Raw genomic sequence first — 21660 nt, forward strand, 5'->3', positions numbered from 1 at the left:
TCACGGCCGGGTCGCCGTGACCAGCCAGGACGCGCTGCGCAGCCGTACCGTGCCGTCCGCGGTCTCATGGGCGCGGAGGTGGTCGGTGAGCGTCTGGCGGGCGCGGTCCTGAGTGGCCGGGTCGACCTGGGCCGTGAAGTGCCGGCCCGGGCCGGAGAGCAGCAGGAAGTCGGCGGCGTCCTCGGCGTCGGCGCCCCAGTTGCCGTGGGCGTCGGCACGGTCGACGGCGACGGCGGTGAGGCCGGCGGCGGCGAGGACCGCGCGGATGCGGTCGGGGGCGGAGAGGGAGAACATCCCGGGCTGCCCGGGGGTGCCCAGGTCGCCGACCGGGAGCAGGTCGCGCAGTGAGGTCATGGCGACCAGCCAGTCGTTGAGCTCGGGTTCGGCCGGGCAGACGAAGGCGAGGCGGCCGCCGGGGCGCAGGGCGCGGGCGATGTTGCCGAAGGCGGCCTCGGGGTCGGCGAAGAACATCACGCCGTAGCGGCTGATGGCCGCGTCGAAGGCGCCGTCCTCCAGGGGGTGGGTCTGGGCGTCGCCCTGGACGAAGGCGGCGTTGGCGACGCCTTCGCGGGCGGCACGGGCGCGGGCCTCGGCGAGCATCGGGCCGGACAGGTCGAGCCCGAGGGCCCGGCCGGCCGGGGCGCGGCGGGCGGCGAGGACGGTGGTCTGGCCGGCGCCGCAGCCGATGTCGAGGGTGCGGGTGTCCGCGGCGATGCCGGCGGCGGTGAGCAGCGGCTCGTCGAAGCCCTCGTTGACGGCGTTCCAGCGGTCCTGGTGGCGGGCCCAGTGGGCGCCTTCGGGGCCGTTCCAGGCCTGCTCCTGGGCGGTGTTGACGATCTCGGGCATGGCTGCCTCCTACGACCGGGCTTGAGAATGGGCGCTTGCCCAAACAGTATGGGCACATGCCCATACCCGCAATCCCGATTACGATCCGGGAAGCAGCCGAGAGTGGGCCGAGAAAGGGCCGAGAGGGAGGGACCGTCATGTCACCGCGTGGAGTGGCGACGCCCGACGTGCGCGAGCGCCTGTTCGCCGCCGCCGAACGGGTCGTGGAGCGGGACGGCCCCGGCGCGCTCACCAGCCGTTCCGTGACGACCGAGGCGGGCTGCGCGAAGGGCCTGCTGCACGCGCACTTCGCGGGCTTCGACGAGTTCGTGGCCGAGCTCTGCCTCGACCGCTTCGCCCGCACCGCCGAACGGGCCCGCGCCCTCGAAGGCCTGGCCGGCCGGGGCACCGTCACCGGCAACCTCGACGCCGTGGTCCTGGCCCTGTTCGCCTCCGACGGCCCCGCCGTCTCGGGCCTCGTCATGTCCCGCCCCGCCGCGTCGGCCCGGGTCCGCGAGGCCCTGGAGTCCGGCGCCCCCGGCTTCGCCGCGATCGAGGCCGCCATCGCCGGCTATCTGGCCGCCGAACGCGACCTGGCCCGGGTCCCGGCCGGCCTCGACCCGGCCACCGCCGCCCTCGCCCTCGTCGGCACCGCCCACCACCTGCTGATGACGTCCTGGCCGGGCGCACCCGACCCGCGCCCGGCGGTACGGCGGGTGGTGGCGGCGCTGGTCGCTCCGTAACCGGCCCTACGACACCTCGCAGCTCGTCGCGGGCAACGCGCCGTCCGTGCCCGAGACGACGACCGGGATCCCGGTGCCGTACTTCTCGGCCTCGGCGTACGCGGCGGTGCACACCAACTGCTGGACGGCGACCGGGTCCAGGTCCCGCACCCGCACCCCGACCCGAAGGTTGAGCTGCCGGGGGCCGTCGGGGACGGGCAGGGTGACATGGGGTTCGCCACGGCCGTGGAAGCTGAGCCGGGTGGTGAGTCCCGCGGCGCGCTCCTCCGCCGCCGGGCCCTCCAGAAGCGCGGTCAGCACCTTGTCGGTGGCGATCCGGTCGGAGCCGTCGGCCGGGAAGGTGGGGTCCACCGCGTGCCCGGCGGCGGTGCCGGTGCCCGAGTCCGCGCTCGACTCCGCGCCGGGGAGGAAGCCGACGGACCGGAGGACCATCATCAGCCGCCCGTCCTTGCCGGTGAAGAACAGCACGACCCGCGGGCTGGCCGTCGGCTGCACGGTGACCGGCGCCGGGCCCCCGGCCTCGACCACGTCGCTGCCCTGGATGCCGCAGCCCGCGAGGACCGGCAGGCACGCCAGGCTCAGCAGGGCGGCGAGACCCGGCCACGTCCGGCGGCGGCTCACAGCGGGATCCTGACTGTGAAGACGGCGCCGCCGTCGGGGCGGTTGGCCGCGACGACCGTGCCGCCGTGCAGCCGTACGTTCTCCAGGGTGATCGCGAGCCCGAGCCCACTGCCCGCCGAACGCGTACGGGCCTGGTCGGCCTTGTAGAAGCGGTCGAAGACATGCGGCAGGACGTCCTCGGGGATGCCCGGCCCGCGGTCGGCGACCTCCGTGACCAGCACCCCCGAGCCCGCGCCCGAGCCCGCGCCCGCCCCAGCCCCCGCCCCTGCCTCGTACACCCGCACCGTCACCGGCTGCGCGCCGTGCCGCAGCGCGTTGCCGACCAGGTTCGCCACGACCACGTCGAAGCGGCGCGGGTCGAGCCGGGCGCGGATGCCGTCGGCGAGCTCCGTCACCACATGGTTCCAGTGCCGGTTCTGCAGGGTCTTGCGGACCATCTCCGCCGCGTCCACCTCGTCCGTGTGCAGCTCGGCGGCGCGCGCGTCGAAGCGCGAGATCTCCATCAGATCCTCGACGAGCACGGCCAGTTTGCCGGTCTCCGCGCTGATCAGGCGTACCGCGCGGGCCGTGTCCGAGTCGAGCGCGCCGGCGTCCTCGTCGAGCACCTCGGTCACCGCGAGCATGCCGGCCAGCGGGGTGCGCAGCTCGTGCGAGACATCCGAGGCGAACCGCCGGGCGCGCGCCTCGGCCCGCCGCAGCTCGGTCACCGACCGTTCCAGCTCCGCCGCCGATTCGTTGAACGTCCGGGCCAGGTCGGCGAGTTCGTCGCTCCCCTTGGCGTGGATACGGGTGTCCAGGCGGCCCCGGCCCATGCTGTGCGCGGCGAGCCGCAGCTCCCGTACCGGCCGCAGCACACCCCGGGCGGCGAGCAGCGCCGGGACGAGGGCCACGAGCAGCGCGGGCAGCGCGCCGTCGCGGGCGGCGAGCAGCATGGCCTCGACGTTGGCCTCCTCCACGCCGAGGTCCATCACCGCGTAGACGACGAGCCCGGTGGGGTGGCCCTCCGGCTGGCCGGCGAAGTTGCCGAAGACCGCGGGGACGGCGACGGTGAGGTACGGCGTCCCGTCCTTGACCACCCGCTGGAAGCTGCCGTGGGTGGTGCCGTCGGCGGTGGCGCGGCGGCGCAATTCGGGGGTGAGGACGCTGGACTCGGGCCGGTCGGTGGAGGAGACCCGCAGGTCGCCGTATTCCGCGTAGACCCGCCACGGGCGCGGCTTGCCCTGCCGGGCGATCCGCTGGAGCTCGTTCCGCAGTCCGTCGCGGCTGACCGGCAGCTGGACGGTCAGGGTCTCGACCTGCTGCCGGAAGGCGGAGACGGCGGTGTCCTGGGTCTGTTCCAGGATCGCGGTGCGCGCGGCGCGGTAGGTCAGCGCGGCGGTGGTGCCGCAGCCGACGGCGGCGACGAGCAGGAAGGCGAGGACGAGCCGGGTGCGCAGCCCGAAGGCGCGCGGCAGGCGCCGTCTCGGCGGCCGGTCGACGTCACCGGGGACATGGGCCTTCATGCTGCGGTCCTCGCTCTGCACGTGGTCACTGGAGCGGGCCGAAGCGATAGCCGAATCCCCGCAGCGTCTGGATGTAGCGCGGCTCCCCCGGGGTGTCCTCGATCTTGTTGCGCAGCCGCCGCACGCATGCGTCGACCAGCCGCGCGTCGCCGTGGAAGCTGTGCTCCCAGACGTGTTCGAGGAGCTGCTGGCGGCTGAAGACCTGCTCGGGGGCGGCGGTCAGATGGAGCAGCAGCTTGAGCTCGGAGGGGGCGAGGGCGACGCGTTCGCCGTTCTTGGCGACGGTGAGGCCGGCCCGGTCGACGGCCAGTTCGCCGTGGAACTCCACGGCGGGCCGCCCGCCGCCCGGCTCCTCGATGCGCCGCAGCACGGCGCGGATGCGGGCCTCGATGACCTCGGTACGGGCGGGCTTGACGATGTAGTCGTCGGCGCCGGCCTCCAGGCCGACCACCACGTCGAAGTCGTCGCCGCGGGCGGTGAGCATGATGATCGGCAGCTGGCTGCTCTCGCGGACCCGGCGGCACACCTGGACGCCGTTCATGCCGGGCAGCATCAGGTCGAGCAGCAGCAGGTCGGGGCGGAACTCGCGGAGCGCGGCGAGGCCCGCCTCGCCGGTGGCGGCGGTCCGCACCTCGTGGCCGCGGCGGCGCAGGCCGAGTTCGACGCCCTCACGGACGGAGGGGTCGTCTTCGATCAGGAGCACGCGTGGCATCTGTGGAGTATCCCAAGGTCGGGGGCGGTCATCGGGGCCGCCTGGTGAGACGGCGGACACGGCCGGTCGCGTTCCCGATCAGCGCCCGCACCTCGGTGAGCCGCAGCGGCCGGGCGAGCAGCACGAACACGGCGCCGATCGCGGCGGCGCCGGCCAGGCCGGCGGGGACGGGTCCGGCCGGGCCGGTCAGGTCGGCGGTGAGCAGCCCGAGCCCGGCGGCGGGCACGGCGGCGACCAGGAGCCGTACGAGCGCGGCACCCGCCCCCGTACCCCCGGCGTCGCGGTCCACGCCCCGCAGCCTCCGCGACAGGACGTACGCAGTGACCCCCCAGCCCGCCCACAGCGCGAGCGAGTAGCCGGCCGCCATGCCGGCGACGGCCCAGCGGGCCGGCAGGACGGCGTACGAGACGCCCGCGAGCAGCGCGTTCAGGCCGGCGATGACCAGGTTGAGCAGGAACGGGGTGCGGGTGTCGCGCAGCGCGTAGAAGGCGCGGGTGCACACGTACTGGCCGGACAGGGCGATCAGCCCGGGCGCGAGGGCCATCAGGATCCAGGCCATCGAGCGGACCGCGCCCGCGTCCGTGACGCCGTACTGGAAGACCGTCGCGAGCACCGGCACGGCGAGCGCGAACAGGGCGCAGGCGGCGGGGACGACGGCCGCGGCGGTGGTGCGCTGCGCGTAGGCGACGTCGCGGCGCACGGCGGCGAGGTCGCCGTCGGCCGCCGCGCCGCTCATCCGCGGCATCAGGGCGGTGACGAGGGCGACGGTGACGATGCCGTGCGGGACGGCCCACAGCAGATAGGCGTTGTTGTACGCGCTGAGTCCGGCGCCCTCGGCGCGCTGGCCGGCCGCGGTGGCGACCTTCGTCGTCACCCAGTACGCGGCCTGGTTGGTGAGCACGAGCAGCACCAGCCAGCCGGCCGCGCGCAGCGGCGCGGCGAGTCCGCTGCCGCGCCAGTCGAGGCGGGGCCGCCAGCGGAAGCCGGCGGCGCGCAGCGAGGGCACGAGGGCGAGGGCCTGGACGGCGATGCCGGCGGTGGTGCCCCAGCCGAGCAGCGCGGTCTCGCCGGCCGTGAGACCGCCGCCGTCCGACACGACGAGGAAGAGCGCGAACACGCCGATGACGACGACGTTGTTGAGGACCGGCGTCCACATCATGGCGCCGAACCGGCCGCGGGCGTTGAGCACTTGGCCGAGCAGGGTGAAGAGCCCGAGGAAGAGGATCTGCGGCAGGCAGGAGCGGGCGAAGGCGATGGTGGTGTCGCGCTGCGCGCCGGTGTAATCGGTGTAGCCGTCGACGATCGCGGGCGCGGCGAGCACGGCGACCGCGGTGAGCACGGTGAGGGCGAGCACGCAGACGGTGAGCAGCCGGTCGGTGTAGGCGACGCCGCCGTCCTCGTGCTCCTTGGCGGCCTTGACGAGTTCGGGCACGAAGACGGCGTTGAGGGCGCCGCCGAGCAGCAGCATGTAGACGATGGTGGGGACGGAGTTGCCGACCGCGTAGCCGTCGGCGACGAAGCCGGTGCCGATGGCCGCCGCGACGACCGCGGAGCGTACGAAGCCGGTGGCGCGGGAGACCAGTGAGCCGGCCGCCATGAGCGCGCCGCTGCGCGCGACGGACGGCGCTTTCGTGGACCTGGTGCTCTCGGTGACGACAGCCGTCATCGGCGGGCCAGATACGCCTGGAAGGCGCGGTACAGCGTGTGGTTGGTCGTGCCGGGCATCGGTGTCTCCCACTCCCCCAGGGTCTCGACGACCTGTCCGCCGGTGCCGAGCTTCCAACGCAGGAGTCCGTGGGCGCGGTCGTCCGGGTCGAGGGTGGAGGGTACCCCGCGCAGGTCGTAGACGTCGGCGCCGAGCGCGTGGGCGTCGAGCATCATGCGCCACTGCAGGGCGTTGGAGGGGCGGACCTCGCGGCGGTGGTCGGCGGAGGCGCCGGTCTGGTACCAGACCCGCCGGCCGACCGTGACCATGGTGTGGGCGGCCAGGATCTCGCCCTCGTGCCGGGCGAGATAGAGCTTCATCCGTCCCGGCTCCTCGGCGTTGAGGACGGCGTACTGCCGCTCGTAGTACGCCAGGGAGCGCCCGAGCCGGAAGCCGTCGCGCTCCTCCGTAATACGCAGGAGGCGGTGGAACTCGGGCAGGTCGGCCGCCGATCCGACGACGACCTCGACGCCGCTCTTGCGGGCCTTGCGGATGTTGCGCCGCCACTCCTGGTTGAGGCCGTTCCACAGGTCGTCGGCGCTGCGGCCGGTGAGCGGCACCTGGTAGACGTGCCGGGGCTGGGCGTCGGCGCCGTCCTGGGAGTCGCCGCCGCACTTGCGCCAGCCGCGGGCCCGCAGGCGTTCGGCGACGGCCGAGCCGAGCGGGTCGACCTCGCTGGCGAGGACGTCGCCGAGGCGCCGGCCGGGGCCGGTGTGCGCCTTGAGCGTGGCGGCGGTCCAGCGCCGGTAGTCGGGCCCGGGCCCGATGCGTACGGCGAAGGCGCCGGAGGCCCGCAGATGCTTCAGGAGCGGGTCGAGCCAGCCGTCGATGTGGGGGTCGGCCCAGTCGGCGACCGGCCCCTCGGGAAGGTAGGCGAAGTACTTGCGGGTGCCGGGGAAGGGGCGCAGGAGCACCAGGGCGACCCCGGTGAGTTCGCCCGACGCGGGCCCCCAGCCGAGGAGTTGGTGCGACCAGCCCTCCTTCACCTGGGCCCAGGCGGGGAGTTGCAGGAAGCTGGGTCCGTGGGGGCCGGTGGAGCGGGTGGCGAGGAACGCGCGGTACGCCTCCGGGGTGACCGGTCCGAGCCGCGGCGGCACGGCGGCGTGGGCGGGCACGGGCGCGGGTGCGGGCGTCACGAGCAGCGCTGACACAACGGGGAGCCTCCTTGTTCCGCCCCGTTCGGGTGGGGCGCACAGCAGGCTCACAGCCGGTGTTGACCGGTCCGCGCGAGGAATGTGACCGGACGATGACCGTTTTTCTGCAGCCGTCGTCACATGGGCCCGGGGCGGGGCGGAGGGTGCGCGGGGCGGCCTACAGTCCGAGGCATCCCACCTTTTGCCCGCCTCTCCCGGATCTCCCGGAGGTCTGTCCCGTGCTGCGCTCCCGCATACGCATCCCCTTGCTCCTGCTCTCGGCCGTGGCCCTGACCGCCTGTTCGGCGGCGACGGCGGACGACTCCTCGCCCAAGGGCGGCGGCGCCGCCCCGGCGGACGGCGCGCCCGCGAAGGTGACCGTGGTCCCGCCGGCCGCCGGGAAGCCGGTCACCGTGACGGCGAGCGGCGGCTCGCTCGCCGAGGTGAAGGTCGTCGACGCCGAGGGCGGCGTCCTGGTGGGCCGTACCGGCACGGGCGGCGCCTCCTGGACCTCCGACCGCAAGGCCGCGCCCGGCACCTCGTACACCGTCGAGATCACCGCGCGGGGCACCGGCGGCAAGGAGACCACCTCCCGCTCGACCTTCTCCACGCCCGAGGCGGGCACGGTCAACAAGCTGAGCCTGGCGCCGGGGAAGGACACCACCGTGGGCGTCGCGCAGCCGCTGTCGATCGTGTTCGACCGGCCGGTGGCCAACAAGGCCGACGTGGAACGCCAGTTGAAGGTCACCACCTCCAACGGCACCGAGGGTTCCTGGGGCTGGGTGACGGACTACTCGGGCAAGGACCGCGCCGACTGGCGGCCCAAGGAGTACTGGAAGCCGGGCACGAAGGTCACCCTGGACGCCACCCTCAACGGTACGGACTCGGGGAAGGCCGGCGGCTGGTTCGTACGGGACTACCGCACCGGCTTCACCGTCGACGCGGCCGCCCGGGTGGTCAAGGTCGACCTCGACCGCCACAAGCTCACCGTGGTCCGCGACGGCAGGACCGTCACCACCATCCCGGTCTCCGGCGGCACCCCCGGCGGCGACAAGCGGTCCTGGCGGGGCACGGCCGTCCTGATGGCGAAGGAGGGCACGATCAGGATGAACTCGGAGACCGTCGGCCTCGGCGACGCGTACAACAAGATGGTCGACTACTCGATGCGGCTGACCTGGTCGGGGATGTACGCGCACGCGGCGCCGTGGAACGCCGCGTACTTCGGGCGCGCGAACAAGAGCTCCGGCTGCATCGGCATGAGCACCGAACAGGCCTCGTCCCTCTTCGCGGCGCTCCGCCCCGGCGACCCCTTCGAGATCACCGGTGCGGAGACCAAGGGCGTGGTGGCGGAGGGCAACGGCTACGGCGACTGGAACCTGAGCTGGGAGCAGTGGCAGAAGAAGAGCGCGCTGCGCTGACGCCCTGCGCCGGCACGGCGCGCTGACCCGTGCGTGCGCCCCGCCCGCCGGCCCCGTGCACGCGCCCCGTCCGCTGCCCAGGACGCTGCCCCGGGCGCCCCGTTCGCGTGCCGGAGGAACGCCATGGCCCCGTACCGTCGTTCGCGTGCGGCGTCCGCTAGGCCGTGTCTTTCGGATCAGGCCGGATCAGGGAGCGGCTCCCCCAGAGCTTCGCCTGGGTGGTACCCCCAGTGCGTGCGATCGCAAGGCGGAGGAGGGAGTCCATGCGGTGGGGGCACCTCCCGGGCGAAGCCCAGGGGGCCATCGGCGACCGACGACAACGCGGCGAGCGTGCGTGCCAGGCGTCGCGAGCCCGGCAAGATCCGGAAGACACGGCCTAGGCGCTGCTCTAGGCGCGGCTCGCGGCGGCCTGCTTCGGCCGTGACACCTGGGCGACGGCGAGGAGCAGCAGGCCACAGGCCGCGACCAGGATCCAGCCCGGGCGGGACGCGAGCGCGAGCCGCGCCGGGCCGGCGCCCGTGACCAGGCCGCCGGCGACGGCGATGCCGAGGGCGGCGCCGATCTGGCGTGCGGTGGAGGTGATCGCCCCGGCCACGCTGGCACGCTCGGGCGGCAGTCCGTTGACGGCGGTGTTGGTGATCGGGGCGTTGGCGAAGCCGACGCCGATGCCGATGAGCATGTACGCGGCCAGGAGCAGGAGCACGTTCGTGTGCGGGGTGAGCCGGACCAGGCAGGCCGCGCCGGCCGTGATGAACCCGCCGGCGAGGAGCAGCGGCAGCCGTGGTCCCGTGCGGCCGACCATGCGGCCGGACCAGGGGGCGCAGACGGTCGCTCCGAGGGCCAGGGGCAGGGTCGCCACGCCGGCGGCCAGCGGCGACCAGCCCCGGGTGTGCTGCAGATAGAGGGTGTTGAGCAGCAGGGTCATGTTGAGGGCGACGAAGACCGCCACCGCGCCCAGGACGGCGCCGCTGAACACCGGGCGCCGGAAGAGCCGCAGGTCCATCAGCGGCTCGCGATGGCGGGACTCGGCCCACACGAACGCGGCCGTCGCCGCGGCGGCCCCGGCGTATCCCGCGAGGGCGGCGGGCGAGGTCCAGCCGATGCGCGGCCCCTCGATCAGGATGCCGACGGCGGCCGCGAGGGCCACGGTGAGCAGGAGCTGGCCGGGCAGGTCGAGGCGCCGGGTCCGCTGCCCCCGGGATTCGGGCACGAAGACCGCACTGAGCAGCAGGGCGGCCGCGATGACGGGCGCGTTGATCCAGAACAGCGCCCGCCAGTCGAGCCCGGCGAGCAGCGCCCCGCCCGTGACGGGCCCGGCGGCCATGCTGAGTCCGAACACCGACGCCCAGATGCCGATCGCCTGTGCCCGTTCCTTCGGGTCAGGCATCACGTTCACCACGATCGCGAGCGCCACGGGGCTGAGCATCGAGGCGCCGACGCCCTGCGCCGCGCGGGCCGCGACGAGCACGCCCGCCGACGGGGCGAGCGCGCAGACCAGCGAGGCCGCGCCGAACACGGCGAGACCGGACTGGAACACCCGGCGGCGTCCGAAGCGGTCCGCCAGCGCGCCGGAGGAGATCAGGAGACCGGCCAGGACGAGGGTGTAGGCGTCCACGATCCATTCGAGGCCGCGCGTGCCGACGTCCAGGCCGCGCCCGATGGCCGGCAGCCCCACGTTGACGATGGTGGTGTCCAGGCCCACCAGGAACATACTCAGGCAGCAGACGGCCAGTACCGTCCAGCGTCTGCGCGCGCTCAGCACGGGCTGGACCACGGGTTGAGCGGGTGGGGTCGTCACGGTCACGGTCTTCCTCCGATGTCGATGTCCGATGGCCGGTTCGCCGGGACAGTGCCCGGCAAGGCTCGGCCCGGCGGACGGCCACGGCCCATCGTTTTTGCGAGGACTGCAAAACTGGATCCATGAACACAGGAACCGGGGACCCGGAGCTGGAACGGATCCTCGACGGCATCGGGCCCCGGCTGCGTAGGCTGCGCAAGGACCGTGGGCTCACCCTTGAGGCGCTCGCGGCCACGACCGGGATCTCGGTCAGCACGCTGTCGCGGGTGGAGTCGGGCATCCGGCGCCCGACCCTGGACCTGCTCATCCCGCTGGCCCGGGCGCACCACGTCGCGCTCGACCAGCTGGTGGCGGCGCCGGCCAGCGGCGACCCGCGGGTGCACCTGCGGCCCCTGCGCAGGCAGCGCGGGAGCGTCCTCGTGCCCCTGACCCAGTACCCGGGCCGGGTGCAGGTCTTCAAGCAGGTGCTGTCACCCCGCCCGCCGGAGCTGGTCACGCACGAGGGCTACGAGTGGCTCTACGTCCTCGCCGGCCGGCTGCGCCTCGTCCTCGGGGCGCGGGACGTCACGCTGCGGCCCGGCGAAGTGGCCGAGTTCGACACCACCGAGCCCCACTGGTTCGGCCCCGCGGACGACAGCGCCGTGGAGATCCTGCACCTGTTCGGTCCCCGTGGGGACCAGGCCGTCGTCCGCGCCGGACCGTCCGCCTAGCTAGACGCCGCCGGAAGCGCTCCGCATCTCCCACACCAGGACCTCCGCGTCCGCCGTCGCGAGCAGCGCGAGGCCCTGCTCGGCGGTGGTGCGGGCCGCGTCGCCCGGGGCCAGTTCCTCGCCCGCGAGCCGTACGGTGCCGCGCACCACGTGCACGTAGAGGTGGTCGGCGTCCGGGAGCGCGGTGCGCGCGCCCTGTTCGAGGCGGCGGACGTGGAGCATCGCGCCCGCCTCCGGAAGGGCGTACGGGGTGGCGTCGGCGATGCCGCGGACGATCTCGTACGACGGCTCGCCGCCCGGGTCGAGCGGGGCCAGCCACATCTGCACGAAGACCAGCGGGTCGGGGCCGTCGTTGCGCTCCACGTGCCGGACCCCGGAGGCCGAGCCGAGCCGCTGGACGTCGCCGGGGCGGACGACGGTGGCGTGGCCGGCCGAGTCGCGGTGGGTCAGCTCGCCCTCGACGACCCAGGTGACGATCTCGGTGTGGCTGTGCGGGTGCTCGTCGAAGCCCGCGCCGGGCGCGAGCCGCTCCTCGTTGCAGGCGAGCAGCGCGCCGAAGCGCAGGTTGTCGGGCTCGTAGAAACGCCCGAAGGAGAAGGCGTGCCGGGTCTCGATCCCGGCCTCCGGGTCACCGCCGGGGTAGCGCTCCCCGCCGCGCTGGATGCGTATCACGGGATCACGGTAGCGGCGCCGGGGCCCGGCGGGCGGCCCCGCGCGGCACCGCGCGGCCTCACTCGGCCCCGAATCCGCGCGCCGCACGGGCGCGAGCCGCCCCGACCCGACACGTGGCCGTCCCGATAAGGCAGTCTTGTCCCCGTGTCTGAACCCGTGAACGCCGCTCACCCGCATGCCGCGACCCTGAAGCGCCTGGAGCAGTCCTCCGGGCGGCTCTCCGCCAGCGCCATTGCCCGCATGGACGAGACGCTGCCGTGGTACCGGGCGATGCCGCCCGAGAACCGGTCGTGGATCGGTCTGGTCGCGCAGGCCGGCATCGCCGCGTTCACCGAATGGTTCCGGCACCCGGAGACCCCGCAGGCGATCTCCACGGATGTCTTCGGCACCGCGCCTCGCGAGCTGACCCGGGCGATCACGCTGCGCCAGACCGTCGAGATGGTGCGCACCACCATCGAGGTCATGGAGTCGGCGATCGAGGAGGTCGCCGCGCCCGGTGACGAGAGCGTGCTGCGCGAGGCGCTGCTCGTCTACGCCCGGGAGATCGCCTTCGCCACCGCCCAGGTGTACGCCCAGGCCGCCGAGGCCCGGGGCGCCTGGGACGCGCGGCTGGAGTCCCTGGTCGTGAACGCGGTGCTCTCCGGCGAGGCCGACGAGGGCGCCGTGTCCCGGGCCGCCGCGCTCGGCTGGAACTCGCCGGAGAACGTGTGCGTGGTGCTCGGCACCGCGCCCGACGGCGACAGCGAACTGACCGTGGAGGCGATCCGGCGGGCCGCCCGGCACGCCAAGCTGCAGGTCCTCACCGGTGTCCTCGGCGACCGGCTGGTCGTCATCGCGGGCGGCAACGACAATCCGCTCGCCGTGGCGAAGGCCCTGATCGGGCCCTACGCGGCCGGACCGGTGGTGGCCGGCCCCGTGGTGCCCGACCTGCTCGCCGCGACCCGCTCCGCGCAGGCCGCCGCGGCCGGCCTGAAGGCCTGCTCGGCCTGGCAGGACGCGCCCCGTCCCGTACTCGCGGACGATCTCCTGCCGGAGCGCGCGATCGCCTCCGACCCTTCGGCGCGCGAGCAGCTGGTGGAGGAGATCTACAGACCGCTGGAGGAAGCGGGCTCGGCGCTCCTGGAAACGCTCAGTGTCTATCTGGAGCAGGCGAGCAGTCTGGAGGGCGCGGCGCGGATGCTCTTCGTCCATCCGAACACCGTGCGCTACCGGCTCCGACGTGTGACCGACGTCACCGGCTGGTCGCCGTCCGACGTCCGCTCGGCCTTCACCCTGCGGATCGCCCTCATTCTCGGGCGCTTGGCCGACGCGGAGACGCAGTCCTAGACTTTTGTCGAACACCAACAATTCCCCCGACGGTTCTTCGTCCTTGTCCCCACGGGCGTCCGGGACCGTCCCCAAGAGAGAGTGTGAGGGTGCTCGTACTCGTCGCTCCCGGCCAAGGCGCTCAGACGCCCGGCTTCCTGACTCCCTGGCTCGAACTCCCCGGTGCCGCCGACCGCGTCGCCGCGTGGTCCGACGCCATCGGGCTCGACCTTGCCCACTACGGCACGAAGGCGGACGCGGACGAGATCCGCGACACCGCCGTGGCGCAGCCACTGCTGGTGGCCGCGGGTCTGCTGTCCGCCGCCGCCCTCGGTGAGGGCATCGACCTGAAGCCCGGCGCGGTCGCCGGCCACAGCGTCGGCGAGCTCACCGCGGCCGCGTTCGCGGGCGTCCTCGACGACACCGCCGCGCTGCGTCTTGTCCGCACCCGCGGTCTGGCGATGGCCGAGGCCGCCGCCGTCACCGAGACCGGCATGTCGGCGCTGCTCGGCGGCGAGCCCGAGGTGGTCGTCCCCCACCTCGAGAAGCTCGGCCTGACCCCGGCGAACGTCAACGGCGCCGGCCAGATCGTCGCCGCCGGCACCATGGAGCAGCTGGCCGCCCTGGCCGAGGACAAGCCCGAGGGCGTCCGCCGGGTGATGCCGCTGAAGGTCGCCGGCGCGTTCCACACGCACCACATGGCCCCGGCGGTCGCGAAGCTGGAGCAGGCCGCCGCGGAGCTGTCCCCGGCCGACCCGGCCGTGCGCTACGTCTCCAACAAGGACGGCAAGGTCGTGACCGCGGGCGCCGATGTCATCGCCCGCCTGGTCGGCCAGGTCGCCAACCCGGTCCGCTGGGACCTGTGCATGGAGACCTTCCAGGAACTCGGCGCGACCGCCCTGATCGAGGTGTGCCCCGGCGGCACCCTCACCGGCATCGCGAAGCGCGCCCTGCCCGGTGTCCGCACCGTGGCTCTCAAGACCCCGGATGACCTCGACGCGGCCCGCACGCTCGTCGCCGAGACGGCCACGGCTACGGCCTGACAAGGAGTGTCGAGAAGCATGGCGAAGATCAAGCCCAGCAAGGGCCACCCCTACGCGCGCATCATGGGTGTCGGCGGCTACCGCCCGACCCGTGTGGTGCCCAACGAGGTGATCCTCGAGAAGATCGACTCGTCCGACGAGTGGATCCGCTCGCGCTCCGGCATCGCGACCCGTCACTGGGCGTCCCCCGAGGAGACCGTCACCGCGATGTCGGTGGAGGCCGCGGGCAAGGCCGTCGCCGACGCCGGGATCACCCCCGAGCAGATCGGCGCGGTCATCGTCTCGACGGTGTCGCACTTCAAGCAGACCCCGGCCGTGGCCACCGAGATCGCCGACAAGGTCGGCGCCGGCAAGCCCGCCGCCTTCGACATCTCCGCCGGCTGCGCGGGCTTCGGCTACGGCCTCACCCTCGCCAAGGGCATGATCGTCGAGGGTTCGGCCGAGTACGTCCTCGTGATCGGCGTCGAGCGGCTGAGCGACCTGACGGATCTGGAGGACCGTGCGACGGCCTTCCTGTTCGGCGACGGCGCCGGCGCGGTCATCGTCGGCCCGTCCGACGAGCCGCACATCGGCCCCACCGTGTGGGGTTCGGAGGGCGACAAGGCCGAGACGATCAAGCAGACCGTGCCGTGGAACGAGTTCCAGGTCGGCGACGTGTCGAAGCTGCCCCTCAACGAAGCGGGCGAGATCAAGTTCCCCGCCATCACGCAGGAGGGCCAGGCGGTCTTCCGCTGGGCCGTCTTCGAGATGGCGAAGGTCGCCCAGCAGGCGCTGGACGCCGCCGGCATCTCGGCGGACGACCTGGACGTCTTCATCCCGCACCAGGCCAACATGCGGATCATCGACTCGATGGTGAAGACCCTCAAGCTGCCGGAGCACGTCACGGTCGCCCGTGACATCGAGACCACCGGCAACACCTCGGCCGCCTCGATCCCGCTCGCGATGGAGCGGCTCCTGGCGACCGGCAAGGCCAAGAGCGGCGACACGGCGCTCATCATCGGCTTCGGGGCGGGTCTCGTCTTCGCCGCGACGGTCGTTACTCTCCCCTAGGCACTCCGGATCTTCCGGAAGCCGATTTTCCTCAGTACAGACACAAGAAGGAGCGCCACCATGGCCGCCACCGAGAAGGAGATCGTCGACGGTCTCGCCGAGATCGTGAACGAGATCGCCGGCATCCCGGTCGAGGACGTCGAGCTCGACAAGTCCTTCACCGACGACCTGGACGTCGACTCCCTGTCCATGGTCGAGGTCGTCGTCGCCGCCGAAGAGCGCTTCGACGTCAAGATCCCCGACGAGGACGTCAAGAACCTCAAGACGGTCGGCGACGCGACCAGCTACATCCTCAAGCACCAGGCCTGATTCGGGGCCCGGCCGGACCCCGGTCCGGCTGAACCGGTTCGCCACCCGGCGGTGGCGCCGTTTTTCGACCATCACACACATGGAGAAAGAATTCCTGTGAGCTCGACCAATCGCACCGTGGTCGTCACCGGTATCGGCGCAACCACTCCGCTGGGTGGCGACTCCGCTTCGACCTGGGAAGGTCTGCTGGCGGGGCGCTCCGGCGTCCGGCCCCTGGAGGGCGAGCGCTTCGCGGAGCTGCCCGTACGGATCGCCGCGCTCGCCGCGGTGGACCCCTCCGAGGTGCTGCCCCGGCCGCTGGCCCGCAAGCTGGACCGCTCGGCGCAGTTCGCGCTGATCGCGGCCCGCGAGGCGTGGGCCGACGCGGGCTACACCGCCCCGGCCGGTGAGGACGAGAAGATCGCGCCCGAGCGGCTCGGCTCCGTCATCGCCTCCGGCATCGGCGGTGTCACGACTCTGCTCGACCAGTACGACGTGCTGAAGGAGTCCGGCGTGCGCCGCGTCTCCCCGCACACCGTGCCGATGCTCATGCCCAACAGCCCCTCCGCCAACGTCGGCCTGGAGGTGAACGCCCGGGCGGGCGTGCACACCCCGGTCTCCGCGTGCGCGTCGGGTGCCGAGGCCATCGGCTACGCCATCGAGATGATCCGCACCGGCCGTGCCGACGTGGTCGTCGCCGGCGGCACCGAGGCGGCGATCCACCCGCTGCCGATCGCGGCCTTCGCCAACATGATGGCGATGTCCAAGAACAACGACGAGCCCCAGAAGGCCTCCCGCCCCTACGACAAGGCGCGCGACGGCTTCATCCTGGGCGAGGGCGCGGGCGTCATCGTGCTCGAGTCCGAGGAGCACGCCAAGGCGCGCGGCGCGAAGATCTACTGCGAGGCGCTGGGCCAGGGCCTGTCGGCCGACAGCCACCACATCGCGCAGCCCGAGCCGACCGGCCGGGGCATCGCCGCCGCCCTGCAGCACCTCCTCGACACCTCGGACCTGAAGCCCGCCGAGGTCGTCCACCTCAACGCGCACGCCACGTCGACGCCGCAGGGCGACGTCGCCGAGATCAAGGCGCTGCGGAAGGTCCTGGGCGACGACCTGTCCCACGTCGCGATCTCCGCGACCAAGTCGATGACCGGCCACCTCCTCGGCGGCGCCGGCGGCATCGAGACGGTCGCCACGGTCCTCGCGCTCCACAACCGCCTGGCCCCGCCGACGATCAACGTCGACGACCTGGACCCGGAGGTCGACGCGGACATCGTCATCGACGAGCCGCGCGAGCTGCCGCAGGGCACGATCGCCGCGATCAACAACAGCTTCGGCTTCGGCGGCCACAACGTGGTGCTCGCGTTCCGTTCGGTCTGATCGGACGTCACAGCGCGGGCGGAAAGCCCCCTGCCGGAACACACCCGTGTTCCGGCAGGGGGCTTTCGGCTGGCTAGGGCCGGTCCGGGGCGAAGTCCCTCGCGTCGGGCCAGACCATCCAGAGGACGGTCAGGAAGACGGCGAGAGCGAGGAAGGCGAGCGGGAGGACGGCGCCGTCGGGCACGCCTCGGCGGCGGGCGGCGGGCTTCCGGATCTCCGGTTTCCGGTCCTCCGGTTTCCTGTCCTCGGGCTGCCCGTCGTGCTTCTCAAGGGCCACCGGCCCCTGGGGCCCGGCCTCCTCGGGCGCGGGCCGCCTCCGCCGGCCCAGCGCGTACCCGGCCGCGAACGCCGCCGCCACGCCCGCCGCGGTGGCCGGCCACCACCACGAGACGCCGTCTCCGGACAGCAGTACGGCGGCCGTGCCGGCCGCCGTGGTTCCCCGCGTCTCCATCAGCTCCTAGACCACCTGGTGCAGCCAGCGGACCGGGGCGCCCTCGCCCGCGTACCGGAAGGGCTCCAGCTCGTCGTCCCAGGGCTTGCCGAGGAGCTTGGAGATCTCGGCCTCCAGGACCGTCTCGCCCTGCGCGGCGCGGGCCAGGGCGGCGCGCAGCCGGTCCTCGGGGATCAGGATGTCGCCGTGGATGCCGGTGACCGCGTGGAAGATGCCGAGGTCCGGGGTGGCGCTGTAGCGCTCGCCCTCGGCGGTGGCGCAGGGCTCGGCCGTGACCTCGAAGCGGAGCAGCTGCCAGCCGCGCAGGGCGGAGGCGAGTTTGGAGGCGGTGCCGGTCTCGCCCTGCCAGGAGAACTCGGCTCTCCACGTGCCCGGGGACGCGGGCTGCCGGATCCAGTCGAGCTGGACCCGCGCACCGAGGACGCCCGCGACCGCCCATTCGACGTGCGGGCAGAGCGCGCGCGGTGCGGAGTGAACGTACAGGACTCCACGTGTCGTCACCGGGACCTCCAGTGTGGGACGAGGTTCGCCTTTCCCAGCGGCCTCAGTAAACAACATCACGAAGAAGCGGCTTCGCAAACCCCCAAAAAGGGGACAGCATGTGACGTGATGTAATTTACCGGAGCCGATCGGCAGGGGCGCCTCTGGTTCGACGGGGGAAAAGCTACCGTGCCGCGCCCGGGTCGGGGTGACGTACGGTCGGTCGGGGACGGGTGGACACCAAGCTTTCACTCGCGAGGACGCCGAGGAGGGGCCGCGGGATGCCGCACGGGCGAGACCGATTCCGTACCGCCGTCGCGGGGACGGCGCTGCTGTGCGCCGTGACGGTGCTCGCGGGCTGTTCGGGCGGCGGTGACGGGCCGGGCCCGCGGGCGGCGAGCGCCTCGCCGAAGCCGACGCCTCCGCCGAAGCCGGTGTGGAACGTCTCCCCCTCCTCGGTCGCCGCGGTCGGCGACTCCATCACCCGCGCCTTCGACGCCTGTACGGTCCTGGCGGACTGCCCCGAGATGTCCTGGGCGACCGGCACGGACGCCGAGGTCAACAGCCTGGCGCTGCGGCTGCTCGGCCCGGCGCGGGTGGCCGGCCGGAGCTGGAACCTGGCCCGTACCGGGGCGCGGATGGCGGAGCTGCCGGAGCAGATGGCCGCGGCGGCGGCCGAACGGCCCGAGCTGGTCACGGTGATGATGGGCGCGAACGACGCGTGCCGGGCCCGGGCCGAGGAGATGACCCCGGTCGGGGATTTCCGGGCCTCCTTCGCGGCGGCGCTCACCCGGCTCCGCGCCGGGGCGCCGAAGGCCCAGGTGTACGTGTCGAGCCTGCCCGACCTGCACCGCCTCTGGGAGACCGGCCGGGTCAGCCCGCTGGGCCGCCAGGTGTGGCAGCTGGGCATCTGCGGCGCCATGCTCAAGGACCCGACCGACCTGGGCCCGACCGCCGAACGCCGCCGCACCGCGGTGCGGGACCGGGTGGTGGCGTACAACCGGGTCCTGCGCGAGGAGTGCGCGAAGGACGCCCGCTGCCGCTACGACGGCGGCGCCGTCTTCGGCTTCGCCTTCGACCAGCCGCAACTGAGCCCCTGGGACTTCTTCCACCCGAGCAAGTCCGGCCAGGCGCGGCTCGCGGAGCTCGCGTACCGGCAGATCACCAAGGCGTAGGGCCCCGGGGCGGATGTCAGGGTCCGTCCCGGGGCCGGTCTCAGGGGCGCGTCAGGGGGTGACGCGGGTGGTGAGGCGGGGGTCGGTGAGGGAGTGGGCGGCGAGGAGGTCGTAGGGGCCGGGGATCGGGGTCCAGGCTGCCTGCTCCTCGTTCCAGATCTCGAAGGCGCGGCGCGGGAGGTCGACGGTGACCTCGACGGTCTCGCCGGGGGCGGCCTCGACGCTCGCGAAGCCGGCCAGCCAGCGGGCGGGGCGTTCGACGGTGTCGGCGACGGGGGCCAGGTAGAGCTGGACGACCTCGCGGCCGGTGCGGGGGCCGGTGTTGGTGAGGCGGACCGTGGCGGACTCGGCGGTGGCCGTGAGCGCGTCGTACGACCAGGTCGTGTAGCCGAGGCCGTGGCCGAAGGGGTACGCGGGGACGGCGCCGGCCCGGTCCCAGGCGCGGTAGCCGATGAACAGGCCCTCGGCGTAGGCGAGTCGGCCGTCGGTCGGGGTGACCTCGGTGACCGGGACGTCGGCGAGGGCGACCGGCCAGGTGGTGGGCAGCCGGCCGCCGGGCTCTTCGGCGCCGGTGAGGACGTCGGCGAGCGCGGCGCCGCCCTCCTGCCCCGGGAACCAGCTGAGCAGGATCGCGGCCACGTCCTCCCGCCAGGGCATCTCGACCGGGGAGCCGGCGTTGACGACCACGACCGTGTTCGGGTTGGCGGCGGCGACGGCCCGTACGAGGTCGTCCTGGCGCCCCGGCAGGGCCAGGTCCTTGCGGTCGAAGCCCTCGGACTCGACGCGCTCGGTGGTGGCGACGACCACGACGGCGGTGTCGGCGGCGCGCGCCGAGGCGACGGCTTCGGCGATCAGTTCGTCGGGGTCACGGCGCGGACCGAGGTGGACGAAGGAGAACATGACGGCCGGCAGCGGCGCCGCGAACTCCTTGTCCAGGGTGTGCCGGAGGGAGACCTCGACGGTCTCGCCGGCCGTGAGGGCGACCTTGCCGCGCTCGACGGGCGAGCCGAAGAACGCCTCGAAGGGGTCGGTCTCGGGCCCCATGGACTGCACGCCGTCGAAGAGGACCCGGCCGCCGACGGTGAGCGCGTACGCACCGAGGCCGCGGGTGCCGAAGGAGTGCTCGCCGCTCTCGCGCGGGGTGAAGGTGCCGGTGACCTCGATGGAGGCGAGGGCTTCGTGGGTGACGCCGGCCGGGAGGTCGTCGCCGATCCACTGGACCTGGCCGTTGGGCAGGCTGCCCTCGCCGATGACCGCGCCGGAGGCGTCCCGGCACACGGCGCGCAGGGTGAACCCCTGGTCGGCGGGGGCGAGTTCGTCGCTGGGGTCGGCGCCGATCACGTACGAGAGGCTGCCCTCGGGGAGCGCGGCGGTCAGGCCGTCGAGCGGGGAGACGACGTGCTCGGGGAAGACCTGGGCGGAGCCGCCGCCGAGGACCCGGGCGTCGCGGGCGGCGGCGCCGGAGAGCGCGACCGAACCGGCTCGCAGGGGCAGGGCCGCGCCCTCGTCACGTACCTCGTTCCGTACGAGGACGAAACCGCGGCGGGCGATCTCGCGGGCGAGGGCGTCGCCGTCGATCGCGGCGGGCGGCTCGGTGACGGCGGCGGGGGCGCCGTCGAGGACGCCGACTCGGGCGGCGAGCCGGAGCACGTTGCGCACGGCGGTGTCGACGGTGGCCTCGGCGACCTCGCCGGACCGGACGGCGGCGGCGAGCGCCTCGCCGTACACGGTCCGCGGCCCGGGCATGGCGACGTCGAGGCCGCCCTCGATGTCGCCGGTGGTGGAGCGGGCGGCCATCCAGTCGGAGACGTTGTAGCCGTCGAAGCCCCACTCGCCGCGCAGCACCTCGTTCACCAGGTGGCGGTGCTCGGTCATCGTCACGCCGTTGACCTGGTTGTAGGCGGTCATGATGCCCCAGGGGTGGGCGTTGGCGACGATGGCCTCGAAGGGCGCGAGGTAGAGCTCGCGCAGCGGGCGGGGGGCGATCTCGTTGTCGACGGTGAAGCGGTCGGTCTCGGCGTCGTTGCCGACGAAGTGCTTGACGGTGGTGCCGACGCCGCCGTCCTGGACGCCCTGCACATAGCCGGTGCCGATGGCGCCGGTGAGGTACGGGTCCTCGCTGTACGCCTCGAAGTGGCGGCCGCCGAGCGGGGTGCGGTGCAGGTTGACGGTGGGTGCGAGGAGGACGTGGACGCCCTTGCGGCGGGCTTCCTGGGCGAGCAGCCGGCCCGCGCGGCGGGCGAGCTCCGGGTCCCAGGTGGCGGCGAGGGCGGTCGGGGACGGCAGCGCGACGGACGGGTCGTCGGCGGTCCAGCGGACGCCGCGGACGCCGATCGGGCCGTCCGACATGACCAGCGAGGCCAGGCCGATCTCGGGCAGGGCGGGCAGCGACCACATGTCCTGGCCGCCGAGCAGCCGGGTCTTGGCGTCCAGGTCGAGCTTGGCGAGCGCCGCCTCGACGGCTTCCTCGCGCACGGTGTCCGCGTGCGCCGCGTCGGTGTGCACCGCGTTCGTGTCTGCCACGGCCGTACCTCCTCGTGGTGGGCGTTGTGCGGCCATGGTGACTCGCCTACCTGTAGATCGGTAGGTTACGTTAGCATTTCGTTATCAAAGGAATGGCGTACGGTCCTCACGACAGGGACCTGCGGA

General features: G+C 73.5%; 20 protein-coding genes. 9 read left to right on the top strand and 11 right to left on the bottom strand.

What is annotated here, in order from left to right:
• Positions 1 to 846 carry a class I SAM-dependent methyltransferase gene (locus JAO84_RS10590; RefSeq protein WP_370412520.1) on the bottom strand — a complete coding sequence of 282 codons (846 nt, stop codon included), beginning with the start codon at positions 844 to 846 and terminating at the stop codon, positions 1 to 3.
• A 137-nt stretch (positions 847 to 983) separates the two neighbouring features.
• Here JAO84_RS10590 and JAO84_RS10595 point away from each other — a divergent pair, with 137 nt between their 5' ends.
• Positions 984 to 1568 carry a TetR/AcrR family transcriptional regulator gene (locus tag JAO84_RS10595; RefSeq protein ID WP_265862105.1) on the top strand — a complete coding sequence of 195 codons (585 nt, stop codon included), beginning with the start codon at positions 984 to 986 and terminating at the stop codon, positions 1566 to 1568.
• A 6-nt stretch (positions 1569 to 1574) separates the two neighbouring features.
• Here JAO84_RS10595 and JAO84_RS10600 read toward each other — a convergent pair whose 3' ends face one another.
• From JAO84_RS10600 to JAO84_RS10620, 5 genes are read right to left on the bottom strand one after another with little or no spacing between them, the layout of a single operon-like run.
• Positions 1575 to 2189: a hypothetical protein gene (locus JAO84_RS10600; RefSeq protein WP_370412522.1), complete on the bottom strand. Its 615-nt coding sequence runs from the start codon at positions 2187 to 2189 to the stop codon at positions 1575 to 1577.
• On the bottom strand, positions 2186 to 3691 hold the full coding sequence (locus JAO84_RS10605) for a sensor histidine kinase (RefSeq protein WP_370416713.1): 1506 nt from the start codon (positions 3689 to 3691) through the stop codon (positions 2186 to 2188). Before JAO84_RS10605 ends, JAO84_RS10600 begins: the two co-directional genes overlap by 4 nt.
• A gap of 25 nt (positions 3692 to 3716) precedes the next feature.
• Positions 3717 to 4403: a response regulator transcription factor gene (locus tag JAO84_RS10610; protein WP_265862108.1), complete on the bottom strand. Its 687-nt coding sequence runs from the start codon at positions 4401 to 4403 to the stop codon at positions 3717 to 3719.
• Between the two features lie 28 nt (positions 4404 to 4431).
• Positions 4432 to 6069: a murein biosynthesis integral membrane protein MurJ gene (murJ, locus tag JAO84_RS10615; protein WP_370412524.1), complete on the bottom strand. Its 1638-nt coding sequence runs from the start codon at positions 6067 to 6069 to the stop codon at positions 4432 to 4434.
• Positions 6066 to 7259: a lipid II:glycine glycyltransferase FemX gene (locus tag JAO84_RS10620; protein ID WP_370412526.1), complete on the bottom strand. Its 1194-nt coding sequence runs from the start codon at positions 7257 to 7259 to the stop codon at positions 6066 to 6068. The genes murJ and JAO84_RS10620 overlap by 4 nt, the downstream gene beginning before the upstream one ends.
• Before the next feature lie 221 nt (positions 7260 to 7480).
• Here JAO84_RS10620 and JAO84_RS10625 point away from each other — a divergent pair, with 221 nt between their 5' ends.
• The gene (locus tag JAO84_RS10625; RefSeq protein ID WP_370412528.1) at positions 7481 to 8659 is read left to right on the top strand and encodes an Ig-like domain-containing protein; all 1179 of its coding nucleotides are present in this window, start codon (positions 7481 to 7483) and stop codon (positions 8657 to 8659) included.
• Positions 8660 to 9047: 388 nt separating this feature from the next.
• On the opposite strand, the gene JAO84_RS10630 is transcribed toward JAO84_RS10625, so the two are convergent.
• Positions 9048 to 10457, bottom strand: coding sequence for an MFS transporter (locus tag JAO84_RS10630; RefSeq protein WP_370412531.1), 1410 nt, complete (start codon positions 10455 to 10457; stop codon positions 9048 to 9050).
• 122 nt (positions 10458 to 10579) lie between these two features.
• Between JAO84_RS10630 and JAO84_RS10635 the strand changes: the two genes are divergently transcribed.
• Positions 10580 to 11167: a helix-turn-helix domain-containing protein gene (locus JAO84_RS10635; protein ID WP_370412533.1), complete on the top strand. Its 588-nt coding sequence runs from the start codon at positions 10580 to 10582 to the stop codon at positions 11165 to 11167.
• Here the strand turns inward: JAO84_RS10635 and JAO84_RS10640 are convergent, their stop codons facing one another.
• A complete protein-coding gene (locus JAO84_RS10640; protein ID WP_370416714.1) occupies positions 11168 to 11836 on the bottom strand; it encodes a pirin family protein in 669 nt (222 codons plus the stop codon).
• A gap of 147 nt (positions 11837 to 11983) precedes the next feature.
• Here JAO84_RS10640 and fasR point away from each other — a divergent pair, with 147 nt between their 5' ends.
• The 5 genes from fasR (at position 11984) to fabF (ending at position 16905) form a co-directional block, all read left to right on the top strand.
• Entirely contained in the window at positions 11984 to 13165 is a 1182-nt protein-coding gene (fasR, locus tag JAO84_RS10645; RefSeq protein WP_265862115.1) for a fatty acid biosynthesis transcriptional regulator FasR, read from the top strand.
• A gap of 89 nt (positions 13166 to 13254) precedes the next feature.
• Positions 13255 to 14187: an ACP S-malonyltransferase gene (locus tag JAO84_RS10650; RefSeq protein WP_370412536.1), complete on the top strand. Its 933-nt coding sequence runs from the start codon at positions 13255 to 13257 to the stop codon at positions 14185 to 14187.
• Positions 14188 to 14205: 18 nt separating this feature from the next.
• On the top strand, positions 14206 to 15237 hold the full coding sequence (locus tag JAO84_RS10655; RefSeq protein ID WP_265862118.1) for a ketoacyl-ACP synthase III: 1032 nt from the start codon (positions 14206 to 14208) through the stop codon (positions 15235 to 15237).
• Between the two features lie 60 nt (positions 15238 to 15297).
• Positions 15298 to 15546 (top strand): acyl carrier protein, encoded by a 249-nt coding sequence (locus tag JAO84_RS10660; protein WP_265862119.1) that lies wholly within the window; start codon positions 15298 to 15300, stop codon positions 15544 to 15546.
• 96 nt (positions 15547 to 15642) lie between these two features.
• The gene (fabF, locus tag JAO84_RS10665; protein WP_370412538.1) at positions 15643 to 16905 is read left to right on the top strand and encodes a beta-ketoacyl-ACP synthase II; all 1263 of its coding nucleotides are present in this window, start codon (positions 15643 to 15645) and stop codon (positions 16903 to 16905) included.
• A gap of 73 nt (positions 16906 to 16978) precedes the next feature.
• Here fabF and JAO84_RS10670 read toward each other — a convergent pair whose 3' ends face one another.
• On the bottom strand, positions 16979 to 17356 hold the full coding sequence (locus JAO84_RS10670) for a hypothetical protein (protein WP_370412540.1): 378 nt from the start codon (positions 17354 to 17356) through the stop codon (positions 16979 to 16981).
• Between the two features lie 6 nt (positions 17357 to 17362).
• Positions 17363 to 17857, bottom strand: a complete 495-nt coding sequence (locus JAO84_RS10675; protein ID WP_265862124.1) for a DUF3145 domain-containing protein — start codon at positions 17855 to 17857, stop codon at positions 17363 to 17365.
• Between the two features lie 260 nt (positions 17858 to 18117).
• Here JAO84_RS10675 and JAO84_RS10680 point away from each other — a divergent pair, with 260 nt between their 5' ends.
• A complete protein-coding gene (locus JAO84_RS10680) occupies positions 18118 to 19011 on the top strand; it encodes an SGNH/GDSL hydrolase family protein (protein WP_370412542.1) in 894 nt (297 codons plus the stop codon).
• Between the two features lie 51 nt (positions 19012 to 19062).
• Here JAO84_RS10680 and JAO84_RS10685 read toward each other — a convergent pair whose 3' ends face one another.
• The gene (locus tag JAO84_RS10685; protein ID WP_370412544.1) at positions 19063 to 21570 is read right to left on the bottom strand and encodes a glycoside hydrolase family 3 protein; all 2508 of its coding nucleotides are present in this window, start codon (positions 21568 to 21570) and stop codon (positions 19063 to 19065) included.
• Between the last annotated feature and the right edge of the window lie 90 nt (positions 21571 to 21660).

Origin of the sequence: Streptomyces fradiae (assembly GCF_041270065.1) — a bacterium.
Taxonomy (GTDB): Bacteria; Actinomycetota; Actinomycetes; order Streptomycetales; family Streptomycetaceae; genus Streptomyces.